We start from the raw sequence: 19,500 nt of genomic DNA on the forward strand, positions 1-19,500 counted from the left end.
ACAGGAAGAAGTGAGAGCCATGTCCGACGCCGAGCGCGACGGCCTGCCCCTGCCCGACTACGACCATCTGCCGATCGGCGGGCTGGAGAGCCGGATCCGGTCGCTGGGCGCGCGGGAGGTGGAGGACCTGCTCGCCTACGAGCGCACGCACGCCGACCGGGTGCCCGCCACGGAGGTGCTGACGGCCCGGCTGGACCAGCTGCGGTCCGGAGCCGACCCTTCCGGGGGCGACCCCGGTGCCGTACGTCCCGAGCAGGGCCGGGGCCGTACGGGTTCCCCCGTGTCCCCCGCGACCTCCCCGCAGCCGTTCTCCCCGCCGCCGCACGGGACGCCGGACCAGTGGGGCAAGCCCAAGGGTGACCGTACGTAACGCGTAGTTTCCGGCACGGGCCCGGGGGAACCCATGCGCCGTGCTGTTGCAGAGGAGAAGGGCCCGCGCGGGTGCGCGGGCCCGCCACGCGGCCGAACACACCGTCAACTGGGCCGACGGGCGGCTCCCCGTCTCCGAGGGCGGCGGGCTGCTGCGCAAGAGCTTCCCCGAGCACTGGTCGTTCCTCCTGGGCGAGATCGCCCTGTACAGCTTTGTCGTACTGCTCCTGACGGGTGTCTGGCTGACGCTGTTCTTCAAGCCCTCGATGACGGAGGTCGTCTACGACGGCTCGTACGAGCCCCTGCTCGGGGTGAGCATGTCGGAGGCGTACCGCTCGACGCTGGACATCAGTTTCGACGTGCGCGGCGGGCTGCTGATCCGGCAACTGCACCACTGGGCGGCCCTGGTGTTCCTGTCGGCCATCGGGGTGCATCTGCTGCGGATCTTCTTCACGGGGGCGTTCCGCCGGCCGCGTGAGGTCAACTGGCTCATCGGGGTCACGCTGTTCGTGCTGGCGCTGGCCGAGGGCTTCGCCGGCTACTCGCTCCCCGACGACCTGCTGTCCGGGACGGGGCTGCGCATCGCACAGGGGATCATGCTGTCCATTCCGGTGGTGGGGACGTACGTCAGCATGTTCGTGTTCGGCGGGGAGTATCCCGGCCACGACCTGGTCCCGCGGCTGTACTCGCTGCACATCCTGCTGGTTCCCGGACTGCTGCTCGCGCTGGTGACCGTCCATCTGATCCTGGTCTTCTACCTGAAGCACACCCAGTGGGCGGGGCGCGGCCGCACCAACCGCAACGCCGTGGGCAAGCCGCTGTTCCCGCAGTTCATGACGAACTCGACCGGCCTGTTCTTCATGGTTTTCGGTGTGCTGACGGTGCTCGCGGCGGTGGCCCAGATCAACCCGATCTGGGCGTACGGCCCCTACCGGCCCGACGTCGTCTCCTCCGGGTCGCAGCCGGACTGGTACGTCGGCTTCCTGGAGGGTTCGCTCCGGCTGATGCCGCCCTTCGAGACGGCGGTGGCCGGTCACACCGTCATGTGGAACGTCCTGGTGCCCGCGGTCCTGCTGCCGGGCGCGCTGTTCGCGGTGCTGTACGCCTACCCGTTCTTCGAGCGGTGGGTGACGGGCGACCACGAGGAGTACCACCTGTGCGACCGGCCCCGGGACAAGCCGGTGCGCACCGGGCTGGGCGTGGCGGCGATCTGCTTCTACGGGGTGCTGCTGCTGGCCGGCGGCAACGACATCCTCGCCCACACCTTCCATGTCTCGCTGAACCTGCTCACCTGGGTCTTCCGGGTCTCCCTGGTGCTGCTGCCGCCGCTGTCGTTCATGGTGACCAAGCGGGTCTGCCTGGCCCTGCAGGAACGCGAGCGCGAACAGCTGGCCGAGGGCGAGGAGACGGGCGAGGTCCGGCAGACGCTGGCGGGCGGATACGTCGAGGAGCACGCGCCCCTGGACGCCGGGGAACGGTACGTGCTGCGGTCGCGCAACGAGCCGGAGCCGCTGGCCCCGGTGCCCGCCCGGGACGGAGCCGGGGACCGGGCCGTGGACGCCGGGGGCGCCCCGCAGGTCGGGCGGCTGCGGGCGACGCTCAGCGAGTGGTACTACGGCGACCGGGTCGACGCGGAGGACGCGGGGCCGGAGTCGTCCCCGGGTGTGCGCCCGGGCCCGGACCCGGGCGCGCCGGAGCGCTGATCGCCCCGTCCGGCGTACTGGAAGACGAGGCCGGAGACGGCCGTGGCGAGGACGCCGAAGCCGATCAGGGCCAGCCACAGGCCGTAGACGATGCCGAGGGCGAGGACGAGGGCGCCGAGGGCGATCGTGATCGGCCAGGGGCTGTGCGGCGGGAAGAACTCCAGCGGCCCGGCGGCGTCCTGGACCTCGGCGTCCCCGCGGTCCTGCGCGCGCGGTCCGCGCCTGCGGTGCTGCACGCGCAGGAAGAAGGCGATGAGCGAGGCCATCAGGAAGGCGAGGGTCAGGGCGGCGGTGCCGGCGGGTTCGGCGGACCACCAGCCGTAGCCGGACGCGGTGAGGGCGAAGAAGACGGCCACACCGGTGAACAGACGGGCTTCGGTCCTCACTGCACATGCCTCTGATCGTGTCGGCTGACGTCCGGATGGTGCAGGTCGAACGCCGGGGACTCGGAACGGACCCGCGGCAGCGACGTGAAGTTGTGCCGCGGGGGCGGACAGGTGGTGGTCCATTCGAGGGAGCGTCCGTAGCCCCAGGGGTCGTCGTGCTCGACCCTGCTGCCGTACTGGCGGGTGCGCCACACGTTGTAGAGGAACGGCAGGGTGGACAGGCCGAGGAGGAAGGCACCGATGGAGCTGACGGTGTTCAGCGCGGTGAAGCCGTCCGCGGCGAGGTAGTCGGCGTAGCGGCGGGGCATGCCCTGCTCGCCGAGCCAGTGCTGGACGAGGAAGGTGGTCTGGAAGCCGACGAACAGCGTCCAGAAGTGGATCTTCCCGAGGCGTTCGCCGAGCAGTTTGCCGGTGAACTTCGGCCACCAGAAGTAGAAGCCGGCGAACATCGCGAAGACGACGGTGCCGAACAGCACGTAGTGCAGGTGGGCGACGATGAAGTACGAGTCCGTGAGGTGGAAGTCGAGCGGCGGGGAGGCGATGAGGACGCCGCTCATGCCGCCCAGCAGGAACGTCACCAGGAAGCCGCACGACCACAGCATGGGCGTCTCGAAGGACAGGGAGCCGCGCATCATCGTGCCGATCCAGTTGAAGAACTTCACCCCGGTCGGCACCGCGATGAGGAACGACATGAGGGAGAAGAACGGCAGCAGCACGGCCCCGGTGGCGAACATGTGGTGGGCCCACACCACCGCGGACAGCATGGTGATCGCGATGGTGGCGCCGACGAGGCTCACGTAGCCGAAGATGGGCTTGCGGCTGAAGACCGGGATGATCTCGGAGACGATGCCGAAGAACGGCAGCGCGACGATGTACACCTCGGGATGGCCGAAGAACCAGAACAGGTGCTGCCACAGCAGCGCCCCGCCGTTCGCGGCGTCGAAGACGTGCGCCCCGAACTTCCGGTCGGCCTCCAGCGCGAGCAGCGCCGCGGTGAGCACGGGGAAGGCGGGGAGCACCAGGATCGACGTGAACAGCACGTTCCACGTGAAGATCGGCATCCGGAACATCGTCATGCCGGGGGCGCGCAGGCACAGGATGGTGGTGATGAAATTGACCGCGCCGAGTGTGGTCGACAGACCGGTCAGCACCAGGCCCATGGTCCACAGGTCCCCGCCGGCACCGGGGCTGAACACCGCGCTGTTCAGGGGCGCGTAGGCGAACCAGCCGAAGGCGGCCGCTCCCCCGGGTGTCAGGAACCCGGCCACCACCATCAGTCCGCCGAACAGGTACAGCCAGTACGAGAGCGCGTTCAGCCGCGGGAACGCCACGTCGGGGGCGCCGATCTGCAGCGGCATGACGGCGTTGGCGAAGCCCGCGAACAGCGGCGTCGCGAACAGCAGCATCATGATCGTGCCGTGCACGGTGAAGAGCTGGTTGTACTGCTCGGTGCTGAACAGCTGGAGCCCCGGGCGGGCCAGTTCACTGCGCATCAGCAGCGCGAGGACGCCGCCGAAGAGGAAGAAGCCGAACGACGTCGTCATGTACAGGTTGCCGATCACCTTGTGATCGGCCGTCGTCGCCCATCTCGCCAGCGCCCGCCCGAGAGTCCGGTTCGTCCGCTGTCGCGCCGGTGCCCGACGCGGCGCCCCGGTACTCCTGTCCACCGCCATGCGGCGGAGGGTACCCAGGGCCCCTCACCTCAGTCGCGGGCCACGCCGTGGCGGGCCGGCGGGCCACCCGGTGCGCCGAGCCGGACCGGGCCCGCCGCCGGGCCCGGGTCGCCGGGGCGGGTCACGGGGGCGCGTCACCGGGGCGGCTCACCATCCGAGGTGCCGCAGTCCGGGTTCTTGCAGGTGCCCCGGCGCCAGACCGGGACGTAGATGCCCAGTGACTTGTGCCGGGTGACCTGTGCGGGGACGAGGTGGCCGCAGGTCGGGCAGATGTCCCTGTACTGCGGGTCGACCCGCTGCGGCACGGTCCGTATCGGCTTCTTCTGCTGCCTGTGACTGCTCATGGCTCTCACGTCCAGGCCTGGAGCGGACTTTAAGAGTGCTTTACAGTGCTTTACCCGCGCTTTGCGTTTTCATGCCCGGGCGGGTCCGCGGCTTCTCCGTCGGGGTCCGCCGCCCCCTCGGCGGTGCCGGCGGGGCGGCGCAGGCTGAGGACCACCGAGGCCGCGAGGACCACCACGATGAAGGCCAGGCTCACCAGGGACGGGATCTCCGGCACGGACGTGCTGACCGTCTTGTGGGTCGCCTGCAGGACGAGCTTGACGCCGATGAATCCGAGGATCACCGCCAGCCCCGTGCTCAGGTAGTGGAAGCGGTCCAGCAGCCCCGACAGCATGAAGTACAGGGCCCGCAGGCCGAGGATGGCGAAGGCGTTGCTGGTGTAGACGATGAAGGTGTCGTCGCTGACGGCGAGCACGGCGGGCACGCTGTCCACGGCGAAGACCAGGTCGGCCGCCTCGATGGCGGCGACGACGGCGAGCAGCGGCGTCGCCACGTGCTTGCCCGCCTCCTTGACGAAGAACCTGGGGCCCGCGTAGGTGTCCCGCACCGGGACGACCCTGCGCAGCAGGCGGACGGCCAGGCTGCGCCCCGGGTCAAAGCTGTCGTCCTCGCCCTTGAGGATCTTGTACACGCTGTAGAAGAGAACCGCCGCGAAGGCGAACAGGACGGCCGTGAACCGGTTGACCACCGCCACGCCCGCGGCGAGGAAGAGACCGCGGAACACCAGGGCGCCGATGACGCCGAAGAAGAGGACCCGGTGCTGGTAGGCGCGCGGCACCTTGAAGTAGGCGAAGATCAGGGCGAAGACGAACAGGTTGTCGACCGAGAGGCTCTTCTCCAGCAACCACGCGGTGGTGTACTCCGTCCCCGCCGTGGAGCCGAGGACGAGGAAGACGACCGCGCCGAAGACGAGGGCCAGGCCGACCCACAGGCCGCTCCAGGCGGCGGCCTCCTTGAAGCCGATGACATGGGCGCCGCGGTGGGCGAGCAGGTCGACCGCCAGCGACACGACGACGGTGGCGGCGAAGGCGATCCAGAGCCAGAAGGGCACGTCCAACATGGAAACCTCGCAGTGACCCCTGAGGGCTCGGCGGTCGTCAGTCGGTCGTCGGTCGTCGGTCAGGGGGCCCGGCGCAGCCCTTCCGGTGTCGCGCGGTTGGCCCGGGCCGCGTCGGCGAGGGCCTGGGCCGCCGCCTCCGCGGCCTGCGCCGTGTCGCTGGCCGCCTGGGCGGCGCCCTCGTCCGTGGCCTGCTCGCGGGTGGCGGGCGACTGGGGCAGCGACTCGGTGAAGGCGCGGGAGACGCCCTGGAGCGCGGTGGTGACCTCGCTGGGGATCACGAAGAAGGTGCTGCCCGCGCCCTGGGCGAGCTGCGGCAGCACCTGGAGGTACTGGTAGGCCAGCAGCCCCGGGTCGGGGTCGTTGCGGTGGACGGCCTGGAAGACCTCGTCGATGGCCCGGGACTGGCCCTCTGCCTTGAGGATCTCCGCGGTGCGGTTGCCCTCGGCGCGCAGGACCGCGGCCTGCTTGTCGCCCTCGGCGGTGAGGATCTGCGACTGGCGCTGCCCCTCGGCGCCGAGGATCGCGGCCCGCTTGTCCCGCTCGGCCCGCATCTGCTTCTGCATCGCGTCCTTGATGGTCTGCGGCGGGTCGATGGCCTTGATCTCGACGCGGTTCACCCGCAGTCCCCATTTGCCGGTGGCCTCGTCGAGCACGCCGCGGAGCTGGCTGTTGATGGTGTCGCGGGAGGTGAGGGTCTTCTCGAGGTCCATGGAACCCACGACATTGCGCAGCGTGGTGACGGTGAGCTGCTCGACGGCCTGGAGGAAATTGGCGATCTCGTAGAAGGCCGCGCGCGGATCGGTCACCTGGAAATACAGCACGGTGTCGATCTCGACGACCAGGTTGTCCTCGGTGATGACGGGCTGCGGTTTGAAGGACACGACCTGTTCCCGCAGGTCTATCACCGGATAGACGCGGTCTATGTACGGGATGACGAGACTGAGTCCGGGTTTCAGCGTGCGGTGGTACCGGCCGAGCCGTTCCACGTTGCGGGCGCGGGCCTGGGGAACGATGCGTACCGCCCGCACCACGGTGAACACCGCGAGAAGCGCGACGATCACACCGGCGATGAGGAACGCCGAGGCTTCCATGGTCACTCCCGGGGATAGACGAATGCGGTGGTCCCGCTGATCTCCATGACGTCGACGGTCGAGCCCCGGGGGATCACCAGCGTCTCGTCGTAGGCTCGGGCCGTCCATTCCTCACCGCCGATACGGACCCTGCCCTCCCTGCCCGTCACGTCGGAGACGACGTACGCCGCCTTGCCGACCAGCGCGTCCACACCGAAGCGCTCGGTCGGGGGCTGGAGTACGTGCCGCAGGGCGACGGGGCGCACGAAAAGAAGAGTGACCGTGGAGACGACGGTGAAAACGACGAACTGAAAAGGCGGCGAAAGCCCTGCCGCAGCGGATCCGGCCGTGATCAGGGCGGCCGCGCCCAGCATTCCGAGCGCGGCGGTCAGAGTGAAGATCTCCGCCACGACGAGAACCGCCGAAACGATCAACCAGATCAGCCACGGATCCATGACGACCCCCTTTTGGCTTTGGTAATTACTTTACCGTCACCCGGCGAAAGGGAACCCGTTCTCCGCCGACGATCATTCATCGGCGGAGAAAGAGGAACCGTCCTGAGGGACTGGAAGAACTCAGGAAACCCGTGGGAAGGGCGTCGTCGCGTCGTCGCGGCTTCCCCGGCTGCTTTGCCTCCGTTGCCCGGGCGGCGGGCCCGCCGTCGGGCGGCCGGGGTGTTTCACCGGGCGGTCCGGGGGCGGCCCTGGCACAGGGCCGTCTCGACGGCGGCTTCGATGTCGTCGCTCTGCGCGTCGGAGCCTCCCGGCCCGGCGTTCACCACGACCGTCGCTCCCCCGCCGCCCGGGACGGCACCGCTCGCCGTCTCGAATCCCGGGAAGTCGCCGGTGTGCCCCCAGTAACGGCCGCCGCACGGCAGGGGCTTGCTCTCCAGGCCGAGCCCGTACGCGCGGCCGTCCGTGCCGCCGGTCGGCCGGGTCGCCGTCATCTCCCGCAGCTGGGCGGGGCGCAGCAGTCTTCCGTCCAGCAGTGCGGCCAGGAACCGGTTCATGTCGCCGCCGCTGGAGATGACCTCGCCGGCCGCGCCGCCGACGGAGGGGTTGAGGCGGGTGATGTCCAGCAGCGGTGCGTCCGCGCCGGTGTGGGCGTAGCCGCGCGGGTGCGGCCGGGGAATCCTCGGCGAGTCGCCGGGCACCGAGGTCCCGCGCAGTCGGAGCGGGCGGACGACGCGCCGGTGGATCTCGTCGCCGTAGGGGTGCCCGGTCACCTTTTCGATGATCATGCCGGCCAGCAGGTAGCCCGTGTTGGAGTAGTCCCAGCCGGTGCCGGGTTCGAACACCGGCGGGTGGGCGAGGGCCGTCCTGACGAGCTGCCGGGCGTCGCGGTGGACCAGGGGGTCCCGGACGATCTCCTGCGGTTTCAGGTAATCGAGGAAGTCGGGCAGGCCGCTGGTGTGCTGGAGCAGTTGACGCACGGTGATGCGCCGTCCGTCGTTGCCGTGTCCGCGTACGACGCCGGGCAGGTGGCGCTCCACCGGCGCGTCGAGGTCCACCCGGCCCTCTCCCACCAGTTGGAGCAGGACCGTCGCCGTGAACATCTTGGTCGCGCTGCCGATCCGGAACCTGCTGTCGGGGTGCACCGGTCTGTTGCTGCGCACGTCGGCGACGCCACTGGTCAGCACCGTGGAGCGGCGCCGGTCCCGCAGATCGAGCAGGGCCCCGGGTCCGCCGTCGACCGTGGTCAGACGGTCCAGTATCTCCTGGAGCCGTGCCGTGCCGGGGGCGCGGCCGGCTTCGGCAGTGAGGCCGGCTTCGGCAGCGGGGGCGGTGGGAGCAGCGGCGCCGCCCGTCGTCGCGCCGCCCACGAGACCGGCCGTGACGGCCAGGACGAGGGCGACGGCCCGCACCCGCTTGTGTCTGTTCACGTGTCCGTCCTCGTCGCTCGGAGTCCTCCGGCAGGCTGTCCACGATGCCCGCCGCACGACCGCGGCCACGAGGGGGCAGCCCCCCGAACCGGTGGTGGGGGCTGCCCCCTCCCACCCGGCCGGGCGGCCTCAGGGGATGCCGGCCGCCGCGGCACTCACCGCGGTCCGCACTCGCGCCGTCAGGTCCGCCCGCACGGCCGCCGGGTCGGCGGGCGTCTCGGCGGCGCGGAAGGCGTGGTGCTCGACGGCCGCGCGCAGGGCGGCGTTGAGCATGGCGGCCCAGACGGCGGGCCGGACGTCGTCGGCCGGCAGCCCGGCCCGCTCGGCGAGGGCCCGTGCGAAGACGGGCTCGGCTTCGTCGTGGGTCCGCAACCAGACCGCGCGCAGGGCGGGTTCGGTCCGGGCGAGACGCAGCAGGGCCCCGACGTCCGGACCGGGCAGGGCGTCGTCGGTGGACCACAGGTGGTCGAAGGCGTCCGGCAGGGGCCGGCCGTGTTCCCAGTGCCGCAGCGCTTCGGCGATCGTGTCGACTCCGGTCGACAGCAGCGGGTGTACGCAGCTCTCCTTGGTGGGGAAGTAGCGCCAGACGGTGCGCGCCGAGACGCCGACCGCCTGTCCGATCTGCTCGCCCGTGGTCGCGGCCACGCCCTGGGCGACGAACAGGCCGACCGCGGCCCTGGCGATCCGCAGCCGGACGGCCGCCTTTCGCTCCTCGGTCAACGGCGGCCGCCCCGTCCGTCCGCTGGCTGCGGTCATCTGCTCCTCCGGTCCCGGTGATCAACGCCGCGCCCATTGTCCACCCCTGCCTCTTCCTACTTTATGTCACTCAGAGACATTAATGAGTAGGCTGTCGACGCGGCGGAACACAGGTCCACCGCATTCCACCGCACGGGCACTTCACTGGACGGAGCACTTCATGACCGGCGAGCCGAACGGACGCAGCGTGATCGTCACGGGAGCGGCATCGGGCATCGGCCGCGCTGCCGCCCTCGCCTTCGCCACCCGGGGCGACCGCGTCGTGGCGGCGGACCTCGACTCCGACGGGGCCGCGGCGACCGTCGGAGTGATCGAGCAGTCGGGCGGCACCGCGGTGGCCGTCACGGGCGACCTGAGCGAGCAGGCCGTGGTGGACCGCGTCACGGCGACGGCCGTCGAGCGGTTCGGCGGCGTGGACGTCCTGGTCAACAACGCGGGGATCATGGACAGCATGTCGGCGCTGGCCGACGTGGGCGACGCGGAATGGGAGCGCCTCATCCGGGTCAACCTCACCGCCCCCTTCCTGCTCACCCGTGCCGTACTGCCGCACATGCTGGCCGCGGGCCGGGGCGCCGTGGTGAACACCGCCTCCGAGGCCGCCCTGCGGGGCAGCGCGGCGGGCGCCGCGTACACGGCGTCGAAACACGGCGTGGTGGGGCTGACCAAGTCGCTGGCGGTGATGTATCGCAAGAACGGCATCCGCGCCAACGCGATCTGCCCCGGAGGCACCGCGACGGCCATCGCGGTGGAGGCGGACCGGACGGCACACGGCCCGGCAGCGATCGGTCCGCACTTCGTCAACCTCGGACGGGTGTCCCGGCCGGAGGAGCAGGCGGCCGCGATCGTGTTCCTCGCCTCGGACGCCGCGAGCAACATCAACGGCGCGATCCTGCCGGTCGACGACGGCTGGTCCGCCGTGTGACGGGCCGTTCCGCGAGAGGAGGCACCGCGCGGGGGACGCGACCCGGCCCCGCGACCGGGCGGCGACGGCCTTCACCGTGGCCGCCCGGTCGCACCTCGGCCGCGCGCGGGCCTACTTCCGGGCGGACGACGTCCCGGTCGTGAGGACCTCGTCCATGGACTCCTCCCGCCACCGGCGGAGCAGCCGGTGGAAGGCGAACGCGCCGTGCGGGTAGGCGTGCGGGCCGTTGGGCCGGCCGCGTCCCTCTCCGTTGTAGTAGCCGGGAGTGCACTCGGCATGGAACCACTCGTGGTCCGGGGCACCCTCGGCCAGCACCGCGAGCCAGGCGTCCTCGGCCTCGCGGGACGGTTCGACCACCGCGCCCCGTTCCTCGGCGGCGGCGACGAGCGCCGCGGCGTGCACGGCGTGTTCGTCGAGCACGTGCGTGAAGTTGACGCTGGGGGCACTCTGGGTGCCGCCCAGCTGGATCAGGTTGGGGAAGCCGTTGCCGGTGAACCCGTGCAGGGTCCTCGGCCCCTGCTCGCGCCAGGCGTCCCGCAGTGCGACTCCGCCCCTGCCGTGCACGGGCAGACTGCCGGAGTGGACGCCCGAGTTCCCGACGGAGAACCCGGTGGCGAAGATCAGGCAGTCGAGTTCGTACTCGGTGTCGCCGACCACGACACCGCGTGCGGTCATCCGCTCGATGCCCTGCGTGTCCGCGGTGTCGACCAGGGTGACGTTGTCCCGGTTGAAGGCCTGGAGGTACAGGTCGGAGAAGGTGGGGCGCTTGCACGCGTACCGGTACCAGGGCTTGAGCGCCTCCGCCGTCCGAGGGTCGTTGACGACCCGCTCGACGCGGGAGCGGACCTCGTTCATCTTGGCGGCGTCCGCCACCTCGTAGGCGGCTTCGAGGGCCGCGCGGTCGTCCTGCCTGCGGAAGCTCGACAGCAGCTTCTCCAGCAGGCTCGCCGACGACGTCCAGCGGTCGGCAACGAGGTCGTCCTCGACCTGCTCGCCGGAGACGATGCCCAGGAAGTTGTCGCGGCGTTCGCGCGCCCAGCCGTCGCGGTCGGCGCCGACGTCCCGGGCGGTGGTGCGGCGGTTGCCGCGGACGTCCACCGTGGACGGGGTGCGCTGGAAGACGTAGAGGTGTCCGGCGTCCTCGGCCAGCTCCGGCACGACCTGGACGCCGGTGGCACCGGTGCCGACGACGCCCACGCGCTTGCCCGCAAGGCCGGTCAGGCCGCCCTGCGGGGTCCCTCCCGTGTACGCGTAGTCCCAGCGCGAGGTGTGGAAGGTGTGCCCCTCGAAGTCCTCGATGCCCGGGATGCCGGGCAGCTTCAGCTCGGTCAGCGTGCCGGTGGCGGTGATGACGTACGTGGCCCGGAACTCGTCGCCCCGGTCCGTCGTGACGATCCACGCCCCGACGGTCTCGTCCCAGGTCAGGGACGTCACCGCCGTGGAGAACAACGCGTCCGCCCGGAGGTCGAACTTCTCGGCGATCCGCACCGCGTGCCGGCGGATCTCCTCGCCGGGCGCGTACTTCCACTCCGGCACGTAACCGGTCTCGTCGAGCATCGGCAGGTAGACGTGCGACTCGACGTCGCAGTGGATGCCCGGGTACCGGTTCCAGTACCAGGTGCCGCCGAAGTCGCCTCCCTTCTCGACGACCCGGACGCGACCGATTCCCCGCCGGCGCAGCCGGGCGCCCGCGAGGACGCCGCCGAACCCGCCGCCGACGACCGCGACGTCCACCCGGTCCCGCAACGGCTCGCGCTCGGGCACCTCCCCCGCGTAGGGGTCCTCGGCGTAGTAGCCGAAACGGGCCTCGGCGGCGAGGTACTGCCGGGCGCCGTCGGGCCGTACCCGGCGCTCCCGTTCGAGGCGGTAGCGCAGCCGCAACTCGGACAGTTCCTCGGGGGACAACGCTTCGGGGTTCGTCATGCGGGGGGCCTCGATCCTTCCGGTTCACTGCCAGGGAGCCGCCGCCCCGTCCGCGAAGTCGTCACCAACGCACCGGACTTGAGCAGGCATGCACTACCGTAGCAAGTACCGGACACCGTTGTCCGGTTGCGGTCGAGAACAGCTTCCGCATACCTCGGACAGGAAGAGTGACCCCCATGCGACGACTCCCGATCCGAACCCTGACCGGGCTCACCGCGATCGGCCTGCTGACGCTCACCGGATGCGGCACGGACACCGCGGGTCCCGCCGCGGGCACGGCCGCCGGTACCGGTCCCGGCAGGACACTCCACGCCGAGAAGGTCATGCGGCTGACGGAGCCCCACGAGGAGACCGGCATGACCCTGCTGGAGGGACCCACCTTCGACGAGGACGGCGACCTGCTCGTCGTCGACGTCACCGCGCCCGCGGGCGAGCCCAAGGTGCTGCGCGTCGACGTCCGGAGGAAGACGTCGCGCCAGGCCCACACCGACGACCGCGGCACCTACACCTCGGCGCAGTTCAGCCCCTACGACGGCCGCGTCTACCTGACCGACTTCTCCCACGGCGACATCGTCAGCCTGGCCCCGGACGGCAGCGACCCGCGGACCTTCTTCTCGGGCGAGGTCGAGGGGGCCCGCATGAACCCCGACGACCTCGCCTTCGACCGGGAGGGCAACCTGTACGTCAGCGACTCGCGCGGCATGTCCGAGGGCGAGCCGAAGGGGCGCGTGGTGCGGATCGACCGGACCGGTGAGAAGGCCACCGTCCTGGCGGCCGGGCTGGCGGCACCGAACGGGATCTCCTTCGACGAACGGTACCGGGGGCTGTGGATCAGCGAACTCACCGAGAACCGCATCTCGTACCTGCTCCTGGACGACGAGGGCGGCGTGGCCTCGCGGCACACCGCCGTCCGGGTCGACGGCGGCATCGCCCAGACCGACTCGATCGCCGTGGACGCGGACGGCAACCTCTACCAGGCCCTGCACGGCCGTCCCGCGATGGCCGTGTACGACCGGCACGGTGAACGCCTGGCGACCGTCGAGGTTCCCGCACGCGACGCCGACGGCCTCGAGTCGGCGACCAATGTCGCGATCACGCCCGGCGGCACCCGGGCCTACCTGACCGTCAGCGGTCCCGCAGGCGGCTACCTGTACGCCTTCGACGCACTGGCGCGGGGTACTCGCCAGTCCAACGGGGGCTGACGCCGCGCCCGCCGGTCACTCCTCGAACCAGCCCTCCGGTTCACTCCTCGAAGGGGAGCACCGGCCCCACCTCGACCCCGAGCAGCCGCCACGCCGCCAGCGCCCGGCGTTCCCGGTGCTCACGGGTGGGGCCGGTGACGGCACCGGAGACCATGGCGACGGCGACCATGAGGTCGTCCCGCTCGCCCGCCAGCGGATGTCCTGCGGGCAGGTGTGCCCGCAGGGCCCGCTCGACCCGCCGGGACAGCGCTGAGGCGTACGCGGGAACGCCCGTGGCGCCGCCCGCCCCCTCCGCGTGCAGCAGGCTGATGAACGCGGCCGACTGGGTCTGGTGCCACGTCAGCACCCCCAGCACCCCGACGATGCCCGCTCCCGGCTCCGCCGCGGCCTGCTCGATCTGCCGTACGTTCTCCTCCAGGACGGCCGTCGCCACTGCGGCCCGGTCGGGGAAGTGCCGGTACAGCACGCCCTGGCCGACTCCGGCCCGGCGTGCGATCGCGGACAGGGGGGCGTTCAGCCCGGAGTCGGCGTAGATCTCCCGGGCGGCGGCGATCAGGGCGGCCCGGTTGCGGGCAGCCGCCTTGCGCCCGTCGTTCGCGGGCCGCCGTTCGTCCCGGGTGGGTTGCTGCGTCACCCCGAGAGCGTATCGGGCCGGTGCCCGGGGCAGGTGGGCACGGCTCTGTTCGGGCTGTTGACCACGGGGGCAGCGAGTCTGAGCGAGTCTTCCGCCGGGCGGGGGGGGGAAGCGCCCCGGGGGGTGCCCGCTGCGCGAGGGCCGACCCGGTCCGCCCCCTACCTGGATATGACGGGATACCTGGGTATGACGTGCGGGTTGGCTCTCAGGTACATCGTGGAAGCGGTCGGCCGTCACCTAGCGTAATGACCCATGAGCACTTCACCGCTGCCGTCCTCCCCGTCCGGCCCGACCGGCCCGCAGTTGTCCGGGATCCGGCGCTTCGTCCGGCCGCTGCTCGACGCCCTCGCCCTGCTGCCGCGCGGCGCCCTCGCGTTCGGCGCGGTCGCCGTGGGGCGCGAGAACACCGGGCGCACGCTCCTGCGGGCCGGCGCCGGACCCGCGGAAGAGCGACGGGCACCGCCCCGGCCCGACAGGGTGCGGGTGATGGCGCACGCCGCTCTGGCGGTACTGCTGGGCGCCCTCTCGCTGGTCCTGGCCGCCGTGATCCTCCTGGCCCTGGCCCGGGGCGCGCTGTACGGCCTCGTGGACCGCGGGCCCTACGACGCCTCGTGGGGCGGCCCGAGCCGCGCGGGAGCCTGGCTCGCGCACTTCGCCGCAGCCGTGCCCGCCGGATGCGCGGCGCTGGGCGCGCTCCACGGCATCACGGCCCTGCACCACCGGGTGACGGCACCCCTGCGCGGCGAGCGGAGAGTCCGCTGGGCACTGCCGACGGCCCTCGGGTGCGCGCTGGCCGGGACCCTGTTCGTCGTCGCCTTCGTCCGGCAACTGCCGTGACCCGGTCCGAGTGGCCGACCCGGGGGCGACGTCGAGGAGTTGAAGAGTGCCGGCCGCCAAGGATGCCGGCCGCCACAGCCGCGCACCACAACCGCGCACCGCGGGCGCGGTCAGCCCACCATCAGCGCGGACGCGCGAGGCGCGAGGAAATGGTCCAGCACCAGTTCGGCGGCGCCCTGCGCGACCACCCGGTCGCCCACGGCGGACCCCTCGACCGCGACCCCGTCGCGCGCCGCCACCAGTTCGCGGGCGACCAGGTCGCCGATGACAGGGAGGAACGCCGGGCTCAGCCTGCCCCACAGCGGTCCCCCGATCACCACCCGTGGCACGTCGAGCAGGTTCACCAGTACGCCCAGGCCGACGGCGACCCGCCGTGCGGCGCGCCGCAGGAGGCGGGCGGCGACCGCGTCGCCCGCGGCCGCGCGAGCGCACAACGCGGAGCAGGCGTCGTCCACGGCGACGTAGTCGTTCAGGTTCGGCAGGGGCATCAGGCCCACTCGGGCGGCCTGGAGAACGAGCGCCTCCGGGACACAGGCCGCTGCCAGGCCACCACGGCGACCGCTCCACTCCAGCTGTTCGGCGTCGGAGTCGACGAGCAGGTCGCCGACCTCTCCGATGTTGTTCGTGGTGCCCCGGACGACCTGGTTGTCCAGTACGACCGAGGCGCCCACGCCGGATCCCAGATAGAGGAAGACGAACGTGTTCGACGCCTGCTGCGAGGCCCGGAGTTCCGCGGTGGCGGCGGCGGTGACGTCCTTGTCGAGGAGGACGGGCAGGCCGGTCGCTTCGCGGAGGTCCGCGCCGAGCCGGACGTCGCGCCAGTTGGGGAGTTGGGGCGGATCGAGGAGGACGCCCGCGTCCACGTCGAGTGGCCCCGGGGCCGCGATGCCCAGTCCGAGCACCTGGGTCCGGTCCACGCCCGCCTCGGCGATCAGGCTGTGGACGGTGTCGGCGATGAAGGTGGTCACTTCCGACGGATTGGTGGCTTGCGGCGTGCGTTCCTGGCGTCCGAGCCGGACCTCGCCGGCCAGGTCGAGGAGTACGACGGTCAGGCGCGCGGGGTCGATGTGCACGCCGACCGAGAAGGCCCCGTCGGGTTCGGTGACCAGCGGGATGCTCGGGCGGCCGCGTGCGTTGCCGGCCGGTGCGCTCTCGCGGATCAGCTGCTCGTCGATCAGCCGACGGGTGATGTTGGAGATGGTCTGGGAGCTCAGCCCGGACTCGCGCTGGAGGTCGGCACGGCTGACGCCGCGTGACCTTCGGACCAGGTCGAGCACCACCGCCTGGTTGTAGTCCGCCAGCCGGAGCTGGTTGCTGCCGCGGCGCATGCACGCCCCCCTCGGGCTTGTCGGGTTCAGCCTCTGCCGACGACCGGCGATCGTCGGGGGTCGCCCGGGATCGGTCGAGGATCATCCGGGATCACTCGGCAGTTCGTCAATCGATTGGATGATATACGTCGGCCACGTCTGACCATCAGGTTGTTACAGAGTCATGTAGAGCCTCATGGAAAGCCTTGACGTGGCGCGAAAGAGCTCCTTACGATCGCTGAACTTTATCCGATCCACTGGATAAAAGCATCCGGTGGACCGCAGTCGGGAGAGGTGACGCGATGAGCCGCAATCGTGTCCGGGCAGCTGCCGTCGCCGGAGTACTGCTCGCAGGCGCACTCACGGCCTGCTCGGACTCCGGCGACGGCGACGGTTCGGTGACCATCAAGCTGCTGGAGTACCAGAAGGCCCGCGCCGACGTCATCAAACCCCTGCTACCGGAGTTCGAGAAGGCGATGGCCCGGCAGGGGCAGCAGGTCAAGGTCGAGTTGATCGCCGACACCCTCACCGACGACCAGTTCCGCACCAAGATCACGCAGCAGCTCCACTCCGGTTCCGCACCGGACGTCATCGACATGGGCGGCAGCAACGTGACCGGCCTGGCCGGCGCGGGCTACCTGCTGAAGCTCGACGAGTACCTGGAAGGCTGGGACGGCTGGGACCAGTACTACGCGTCGGCGAAGGACGGTGCGCGCCAGCCCGACGGCGGCTACTACTCGCTGCCGCACGAGGCCAGTGTGCAGGGCCTCTTCTACCGCAAGGACGTCCTGGAGGACCTGGGCGTCGACACGTCCCAGCCGCGCACCTGGGACGAACTGATCGGCAGGATGAAGCAGGTCAAGGCCAAGACCGGGGAGGCACCCATGGTCATCCCCGCGGGGACCGCGTGGGGCGCCGGTTCGTGGTCGGAGGGCCTGCTCCCCATCGTCGCCGGCACCGGCAGCACCCTCTACGACGACGAGTCCCGGAAGTGGACGCTGAAGAGCAAGGGGCTGTCGGCCGCCTTCGACCTGTACGACGAGCTGATCAAGAGCGGTCTGATGCCGGTCCGGGACCTGCAGAACCCGAACCCGTGGGAGCCGACGAAGTACCAGAAGTTCCCCGAGGGGAAGATCACGGTGGCGGCTCAGGGCAGTTGGGGATGGAAGTACGACTGGGGTCCGGAGGGCGCGGCACCGATCGAGAACGTGCGCGAGAAGGTCGGCGTCTGGGACTACCCGGCTCTGGTGCCGGGCACGAAGCCGTACGCGGTCAGCGGTGGCGGCTACGGCTTCAGCATCAGTGCCGACTCCGGGCACCCCGACGCCGCGGCCGAGCTCGTGAAGTGGCTGAGTTCCGGTGAGCCCCTGGCGAAGCAGCTGACCGCGGTGGGCGCGGTGTCGCCGCGCAAGGACCTGGCGGGCACGGCGCCCTACAAGGACGAGCCGACGCTGCTGGAGGCGGAGCGCAAGCTGGGTTCCACCGTCCAGCCGCCGCTGGGAGACGGCCAGGACCAGGTGGCCCAGGCGGTCCAGGCGGCGACGGGCAAGCTGGTGTCGGGCGACGCGGACGGCGCCGAGGCCGCCGACGAATTCGCGGAAGAGGCCGAGGAACTGCTCGGCCGCCCCCGGGTGGCGAAGTGACCGCCGCCAAGGCCCCGGGCCGGCTGGGCCCACGGTGGCGGGAGCGCGGCGCCCTGTCGCTGCTGCTCGGACCGTCCGTCCTCCTCATAGCGGTCTTCGTGATCGCTCCTGCCTGCTACGGCCTCTACCTCTCGTTCACCGACACGCAGTTGACGGGCTGGGCCGCACGCGACCCGCAGTTCGTCGGCCTGGAGAACTTCCGGCACCTGCTCGGCTCCGAGGACTTCCTCGCGTCCCTCGGGCGCACCGGCCAGTTCGTGTTCTGGTCGGCGATCGTCGGACAGACGGTGCTCGGCATGCTCGCCGCGCTCCTGCTGCGCGCGAAGTGGCTGCGCGGCAAGGGTCTGTTCGGGGCGCTGGTGCTGCTGCCGATGGTGGTTCCCGAGGTCGTCGCATCGCTGACCTGGGCGAGCGTGCTCTCCTCCGACGACAGCGGGACCCTCAACCGGCTCCTGGCGCTGTTCGGCTCCGGAGCGGCGGCTCCGCTGCAGGACTCGCCGATGCTGTCGGTGATCATCATCAACGTCTGGCGGGGCATCGCGCTCGCCATGATCATGTTCCAGGCCGCGCTCGAGGACGTCCCCGACGAACTGATCGAGGCGTCCCGGATGGACGGCGCGAACGCCTTCCAGGTGTTCCGGTACGTCACGCTGCCGCTGATCCGCGGTCCGGTCTTCCTCTACCTGCTGCTCACCACGATCACCACGGTCGGCGTCTTCGGACTGGTCTACTTCCTGACCCAGGGCGGCCCCGGACAGGACACGGAGCTGACCTCCATCTACATCTTCCAGCGCGCCTTCCAGTACTCGCAGATCGGCATGGGCAGCGCCGCCTCGGTGATCCTGCTCGTCCTCCTGATGGTCCTGGGCCTGACGTACGCCCGACTGGCGAAGGTGAAGGTCTGATGACACACGCGACCACGGCACCCGCCGAACCCCAGGTCCCCGCCGGCCGGCGCAGCCGCACGCCGGGGTGGAAGCTCGTGCAACGGGCGCTGCAGTACCTCCTGATGGTGCTGCTCGCACTGTTCTGCGTCGCGCCGTTCGCCTGGGTGGTACTGACGGCGGTGGACGCGGACGGGGGGCCCTCGGTCACCGTCCCGACGCTGACGCTGGACAACTTCGTCAGCTTCTTCACCGACGGCGGTACCCCGCGGCTGCTGCTGAACAGCATCATCGTGTCGTTCTCCGCGACCGCGCTGAACCTGGCCTGCGGCGTCTTCGGCGCCTACGGGCTGTCCCGCTACAAGTTCCGCGGCCGGACGGCCTTCATGTTCGCGATCCTGCTGATCCGCGTGATCCCGCCGCCCGCGACGATCGTGGCCCTGTACCTGCTGATGGTGAAGATGCACCTGGACGACGGCTACATCGGCCTGATCCTGGTCGAGGCCGCGGCGGCGCTGCCCATCACCCTGTGGCTGCTGAAGGGGACGATCGACGCCGTTCCCTTCGAGCTGGAGGAGGCGGCCTGGCTCGACGGGAACACCCGCTTCGGCGCGATCCGCCGGGTCGTCCTGCCGCTGGTCGGGCCCGGTCTCGGCGCCGCCGCGATGCTGACGTTCATGGCGGTGTGGGGCGACTTCCTCACCCCGCTGGTACTGCTGCAGTCGCCGGACCTCTATCCGCTCTCGATCGGCCTGTTCCGCTCGTTCACCGCCTTCAACCAGGTCGACTGGGGGGTGCTGGCCGCGAGTGCCGTCGTCTACATGGCGCCGCCGGCCGTGCTGTACCTCTTCCTCCGCCGCCACCTGATGCGTTCGAGTCTCGGCGGCGCCCTGAAGGGCTGACGCGC

19 protein-coding genes are annotated in these 19,500 nt (G+C 71.0%); 8 read left to right on the top strand and 11 right to left on the bottom strand.

Annotation, left to right across the window (positions count from 1 at the left end; genetic code table 11):
* The first annotated feature begins 19 nt into the window (after positions 1–19).
* Positions 20–370, top strand: coding sequence for a DUF8129 domain-containing protein (locus HZS56_RS11385; RefSeq protein WP_216720626.1), 351 nt, complete (start codon positions 20–22; stop codon positions 368–370).
* Positions 371–410: 40 nt separating this feature from the next.
* Positions 411–2,072: a cytochrome bc1 complex cytochrome b subunit gene (gene qcrB / locus HZS56_RS11390; protein WP_216720627.1), complete on the top strand. Its 1,662-nt coding sequence runs from the start codon at positions 411–413 to the stop codon at positions 2,070–2,072.
* On the opposite strand, the gene HZS56_RS11395 is transcribed toward qcrB, so the two are convergent.
* From HZS56_RS11395 to HZS56_RS11430, 8 genes are all read right to left on the bottom strand, one after another.
* Entirely contained in the window at positions 1,982–2,458 is a 477-nt protein-coding gene (locus HZS56_RS11395; protein WP_216720628.1) for a cytochrome c oxidase subunit 4, read from the bottom strand. The genes qcrB and HZS56_RS11395 overlap by 91 nt on opposite strands.
* Positions 2,455–4,131 (bottom strand): aa3-type cytochrome oxidase subunit I, encoded by a 1,677-nt coding sequence (gene ctaD, locus HZS56_RS11400; RefSeq protein WP_216720629.1) that lies wholly within the window; start codon positions 4,129–4,131, stop codon positions 2,455–2,457. The genes HZS56_RS11395 and ctaD overlap by 4 nt, the downstream gene beginning before the upstream one ends.
* A 134-nt stretch (positions 4,132–4,265) precedes the next feature.
* A complete protein-coding gene (locus HZS56_RS11405; protein WP_216720657.1) occupies positions 4,266–4,475 on the bottom strand; it encodes a hypothetical protein in 210 nt (69 codons plus the stop codon).
* 50 nt (positions 4,476–4,525) lie between these two features.
* Positions 4,526–5,533, bottom strand: a complete 1,008-nt coding sequence (locus tag HZS56_RS11410) for a TerC family protein (RefSeq protein ID WP_216720630.1) — start codon at positions 5,531–5,533, stop codon at positions 4,526–4,528.
* A 59-nt stretch (positions 5,534–5,592) separates the two neighbouring features.
* Positions 5,593–6,624: an SPFH domain-containing protein gene (locus HZS56_RS11415; RefSeq protein ID WP_216720631.1), complete on the bottom strand. Its 1,032-nt coding sequence runs from the start codon at positions 6,622–6,624 to the stop codon at positions 5,593–5,595.
* A gap of 2 nt (positions 6,625–6,626) precedes the next feature.
* The gene (locus HZS56_RS11420; RefSeq protein WP_216720632.1) at positions 6,627–7,058 is read right to left on the bottom strand and encodes an NfeD family protein; all 432 of its coding nucleotides are present in this window, start codon (positions 7,056–7,058) and stop codon (positions 6,627–6,629) included.
* A 224-nt stretch (positions 7,059–7,282) separates the two neighbouring features.
* Positions 7,283–8,485 (bottom strand): serine hydrolase domain-containing protein, encoded by a 1,203-nt coding sequence (locus HZS56_RS11425; protein WP_216720633.1) that lies wholly within the window; start codon positions 8,483–8,485, stop codon positions 7,283–7,285.
* Between the two features lie 129 nt (positions 8,486–8,614).
* Entirely contained in the window at positions 8,615–9,241 is a 627-nt protein-coding gene (locus tag HZS56_RS11430; protein ID WP_216720634.1) for a TetR/AcrR family transcriptional regulator, read from the bottom strand.
* 160 nt (positions 9,242–9,401) lie between these two features.
* Here HZS56_RS11430 and HZS56_RS11435 point away from each other — a divergent pair, with 160 nt between their 5' ends.
* A complete protein-coding gene (locus HZS56_RS11435; protein ID WP_216720635.1) occupies positions 9,402–10,163 on the top strand; it encodes an SDR family NAD(P)-dependent oxidoreductase in 762 nt (253 codons plus the stop codon).
* A gap of 111 nt (positions 10,164–10,274) precedes the next feature.
* Here HZS56_RS11435 and HZS56_RS11440 read toward each other — a convergent pair whose 3' ends face one another.
* Entirely contained in the window at positions 10,275–12,086 is a 1,812-nt protein-coding gene (locus HZS56_RS11440; RefSeq protein WP_216720636.1) for a flavin-containing monooxygenase, read from the bottom strand.
* A 176-nt stretch (positions 12,087–12,262) separates the two neighbouring features.
* Here HZS56_RS11440 and HZS56_RS11445 point away from each other — a divergent pair, with 176 nt between their 5' ends.
* On the top strand, positions 12,263–13,288 hold the full coding sequence (locus HZS56_RS11445) for an SMP-30/gluconolactonase/LRE family protein (protein ID WP_216720637.1): 1,026 nt from the start codon (positions 12,263–12,265) through the stop codon (positions 13,286–13,288).
* Between the two features lie 40 nt (positions 13,289–13,328).
* Here HZS56_RS11445 and HZS56_RS11450 read toward each other — a convergent pair whose 3' ends face one another.
* Positions 13,329–13,922, bottom strand: a complete 594-nt coding sequence (locus HZS56_RS11450; RefSeq protein WP_216720638.1) for a TetR family transcriptional regulator — start codon at positions 13,920–13,922, stop codon at positions 13,329–13,331.
* Between the two features lie 252 nt (positions 13,923–14,174).
* Between HZS56_RS11450 and HZS56_RS11455 the strand changes: the two genes are divergently transcribed.
* Positions 14,175–14,759, top strand: coding sequence for an NUDIX hydrolase (locus HZS56_RS11455; RefSeq protein WP_216720639.1), 585 nt, complete (start codon positions 14,175–14,177; stop codon positions 14,757–14,759).
* Positions 14,760–14,869: 110 nt separating this feature from the next.
* Here the strand turns inward: HZS56_RS11455 and HZS56_RS11460 are convergent, their stop codons facing one another.
* Positions 14,870–16,087: an ROK family transcriptional regulator gene (locus HZS56_RS11460; RefSeq protein ID WP_216720640.1), complete on the bottom strand. Its 1,218-nt coding sequence runs from the start codon at positions 16,085–16,087 to the stop codon at positions 14,870–14,872.
* A gap of 281 nt (positions 16,088–16,368) precedes the next feature.
* Here HZS56_RS11460 and HZS56_RS11465 point away from each other — a divergent pair, with 281 nt between their 5' ends.
* The 3 genes from HZS56_RS11465 to HZS56_RS11475 are packed head-to-tail and all read left to right on the top strand — an operon-like array spanning position 16,369 to position 19,495.
* Complete coding sequence (locus HZS56_RS11465) at positions 16,369–17,709, top strand: ABC transporter substrate-binding protein (RefSeq protein WP_216720641.1); 1,341 nt, start codon at positions 16,369–16,371, stop codon at positions 17,707–17,709.
* On the top strand, positions 17,706–18,614 hold the full coding sequence (locus HZS56_RS11470) for a carbohydrate ABC transporter permease (protein ID WP_216720642.1): 909 nt from the start codon (positions 17,706–17,708) through the stop codon (positions 18,612–18,614). Before HZS56_RS11465 ends, HZS56_RS11470 begins: the two co-directional genes overlap by 4 nt.
* Positions 18,614–19,495, top strand: a complete 882-nt coding sequence (locus HZS56_RS11475) for a carbohydrate ABC transporter permease (protein ID WP_216720643.1) — start codon at positions 18,614–18,616, stop codon at positions 19,493–19,495. The genes HZS56_RS11470 and HZS56_RS11475 overlap by 1 nt, the downstream gene beginning before the upstream one ends.
* The last annotated feature ends 5 nt before the right edge of the window (positions 19,496–19,500 follow it).

This window comes from Streptomyces mayonensis, from assembly GCF_018982965.1.
Taxonomy (GTDB): Bacteria; Actinomycetota; Actinomycetes; order Streptomycetales; family Streptomycetaceae; genus Streptomyces; species Streptomyces mayonensis.

Excerpts from the sequence above, each read along its gene's own strand:
- HZS56_RS11475 (WP_216720643.1), top strand. The coding sequence starts at position 18,614 with ATGACACACGCGACCACGGCACCCGCCGAACCCCAGGTCCCCGCCGGC.
- HZS56_RS11455 (WP_216720639.1), top strand. The coding sequence starts at position 14,175 with ATGAGCACTTCACCGCTGCCGTCCTCCCCGTCCGGCCCGACCGGCCCG.
- HZS56_RS11420 (WP_216720632.1), bottom strand. The coding sequence starts at position 7,058 with ATGGATCCGTGGCTGATCTGGTTGATCGTTTCGGCGGTTCTCGTCGTG.
- HZS56_RS11405 (WP_216720657.1), bottom strand. The coding sequence starts at position 4,475 with ATGAGCAGTCACAGGCAGCAGAAGAAGCCGATACGGACCGTGCCGCAG.
- HZS56_RS11460 (WP_216720640.1), bottom strand. The coding sequence starts at position 16,087 with ATGCGCCGCGGCAGCAACCAGCTCCGGCTGGCGGACTACAACCAGGCG.
- ctaD (WP_216720629.1), bottom strand. The coding sequence starts at position 4,131 with ATGGCGGTGGACAGGAGTACCGGGGCGCCGCGTCGGGCACCGGCGCGA.
- HZS56_RS11385 (WP_216720626.1), top strand. The coding sequence starts at position 20 with ATGTCCGACGCCGAGCGCGACGGCCTGCCCCTGCCCGACTACGACCAT.
- HZS56_RS11445 (WP_216720637.1), top strand. The coding sequence starts at position 12,263 with ATGCGACGACTCCCGATCCGAACCCTGACCGGGCTCACCGCGATCGGC.
- HZS56_RS11435 (WP_216720635.1), top strand. The coding sequence starts at position 9,402 with ATGACCGGCGAGCCGAACGGACGCAGCGTGATCGTCACGGGAGCGGCA.
- HZS56_RS11430 (WP_216720634.1), bottom strand. The coding sequence starts at position 9,241 with ATGACCGCAGCCAGCGGACGGACGGGGCGGCCGCCGTTGACCGAGGAG.
- HZS56_RS11465 (WP_216720641.1), top strand. The coding sequence starts at position 16,369 with ATGAGCCGCAATCGTGTCCGGGCAGCTGCCGTCGCCGGAGTACTGCTC.
- HZS56_RS11415 (WP_216720631.1), bottom strand. The coding sequence starts at position 6,624 with ATGGAAGCCTCGGCGTTCCTCATCGCCGGTGTGATCGTCGCGCTTCTC.
- HZS56_RS11410 (WP_216720630.1), bottom strand. The coding sequence starts at position 5,533 with ATGTTGGACGTGCCCTTCTGGCTCTGGATCGCCTTCGCCGCCACCGTC.
- HZS56_RS11440 (WP_216720636.1), bottom strand. The coding sequence starts at position 12,086 with ATGACGAACCCCGAAGCGTTGTCCCCCGAGGAACTGTCCGAGTTGCGG.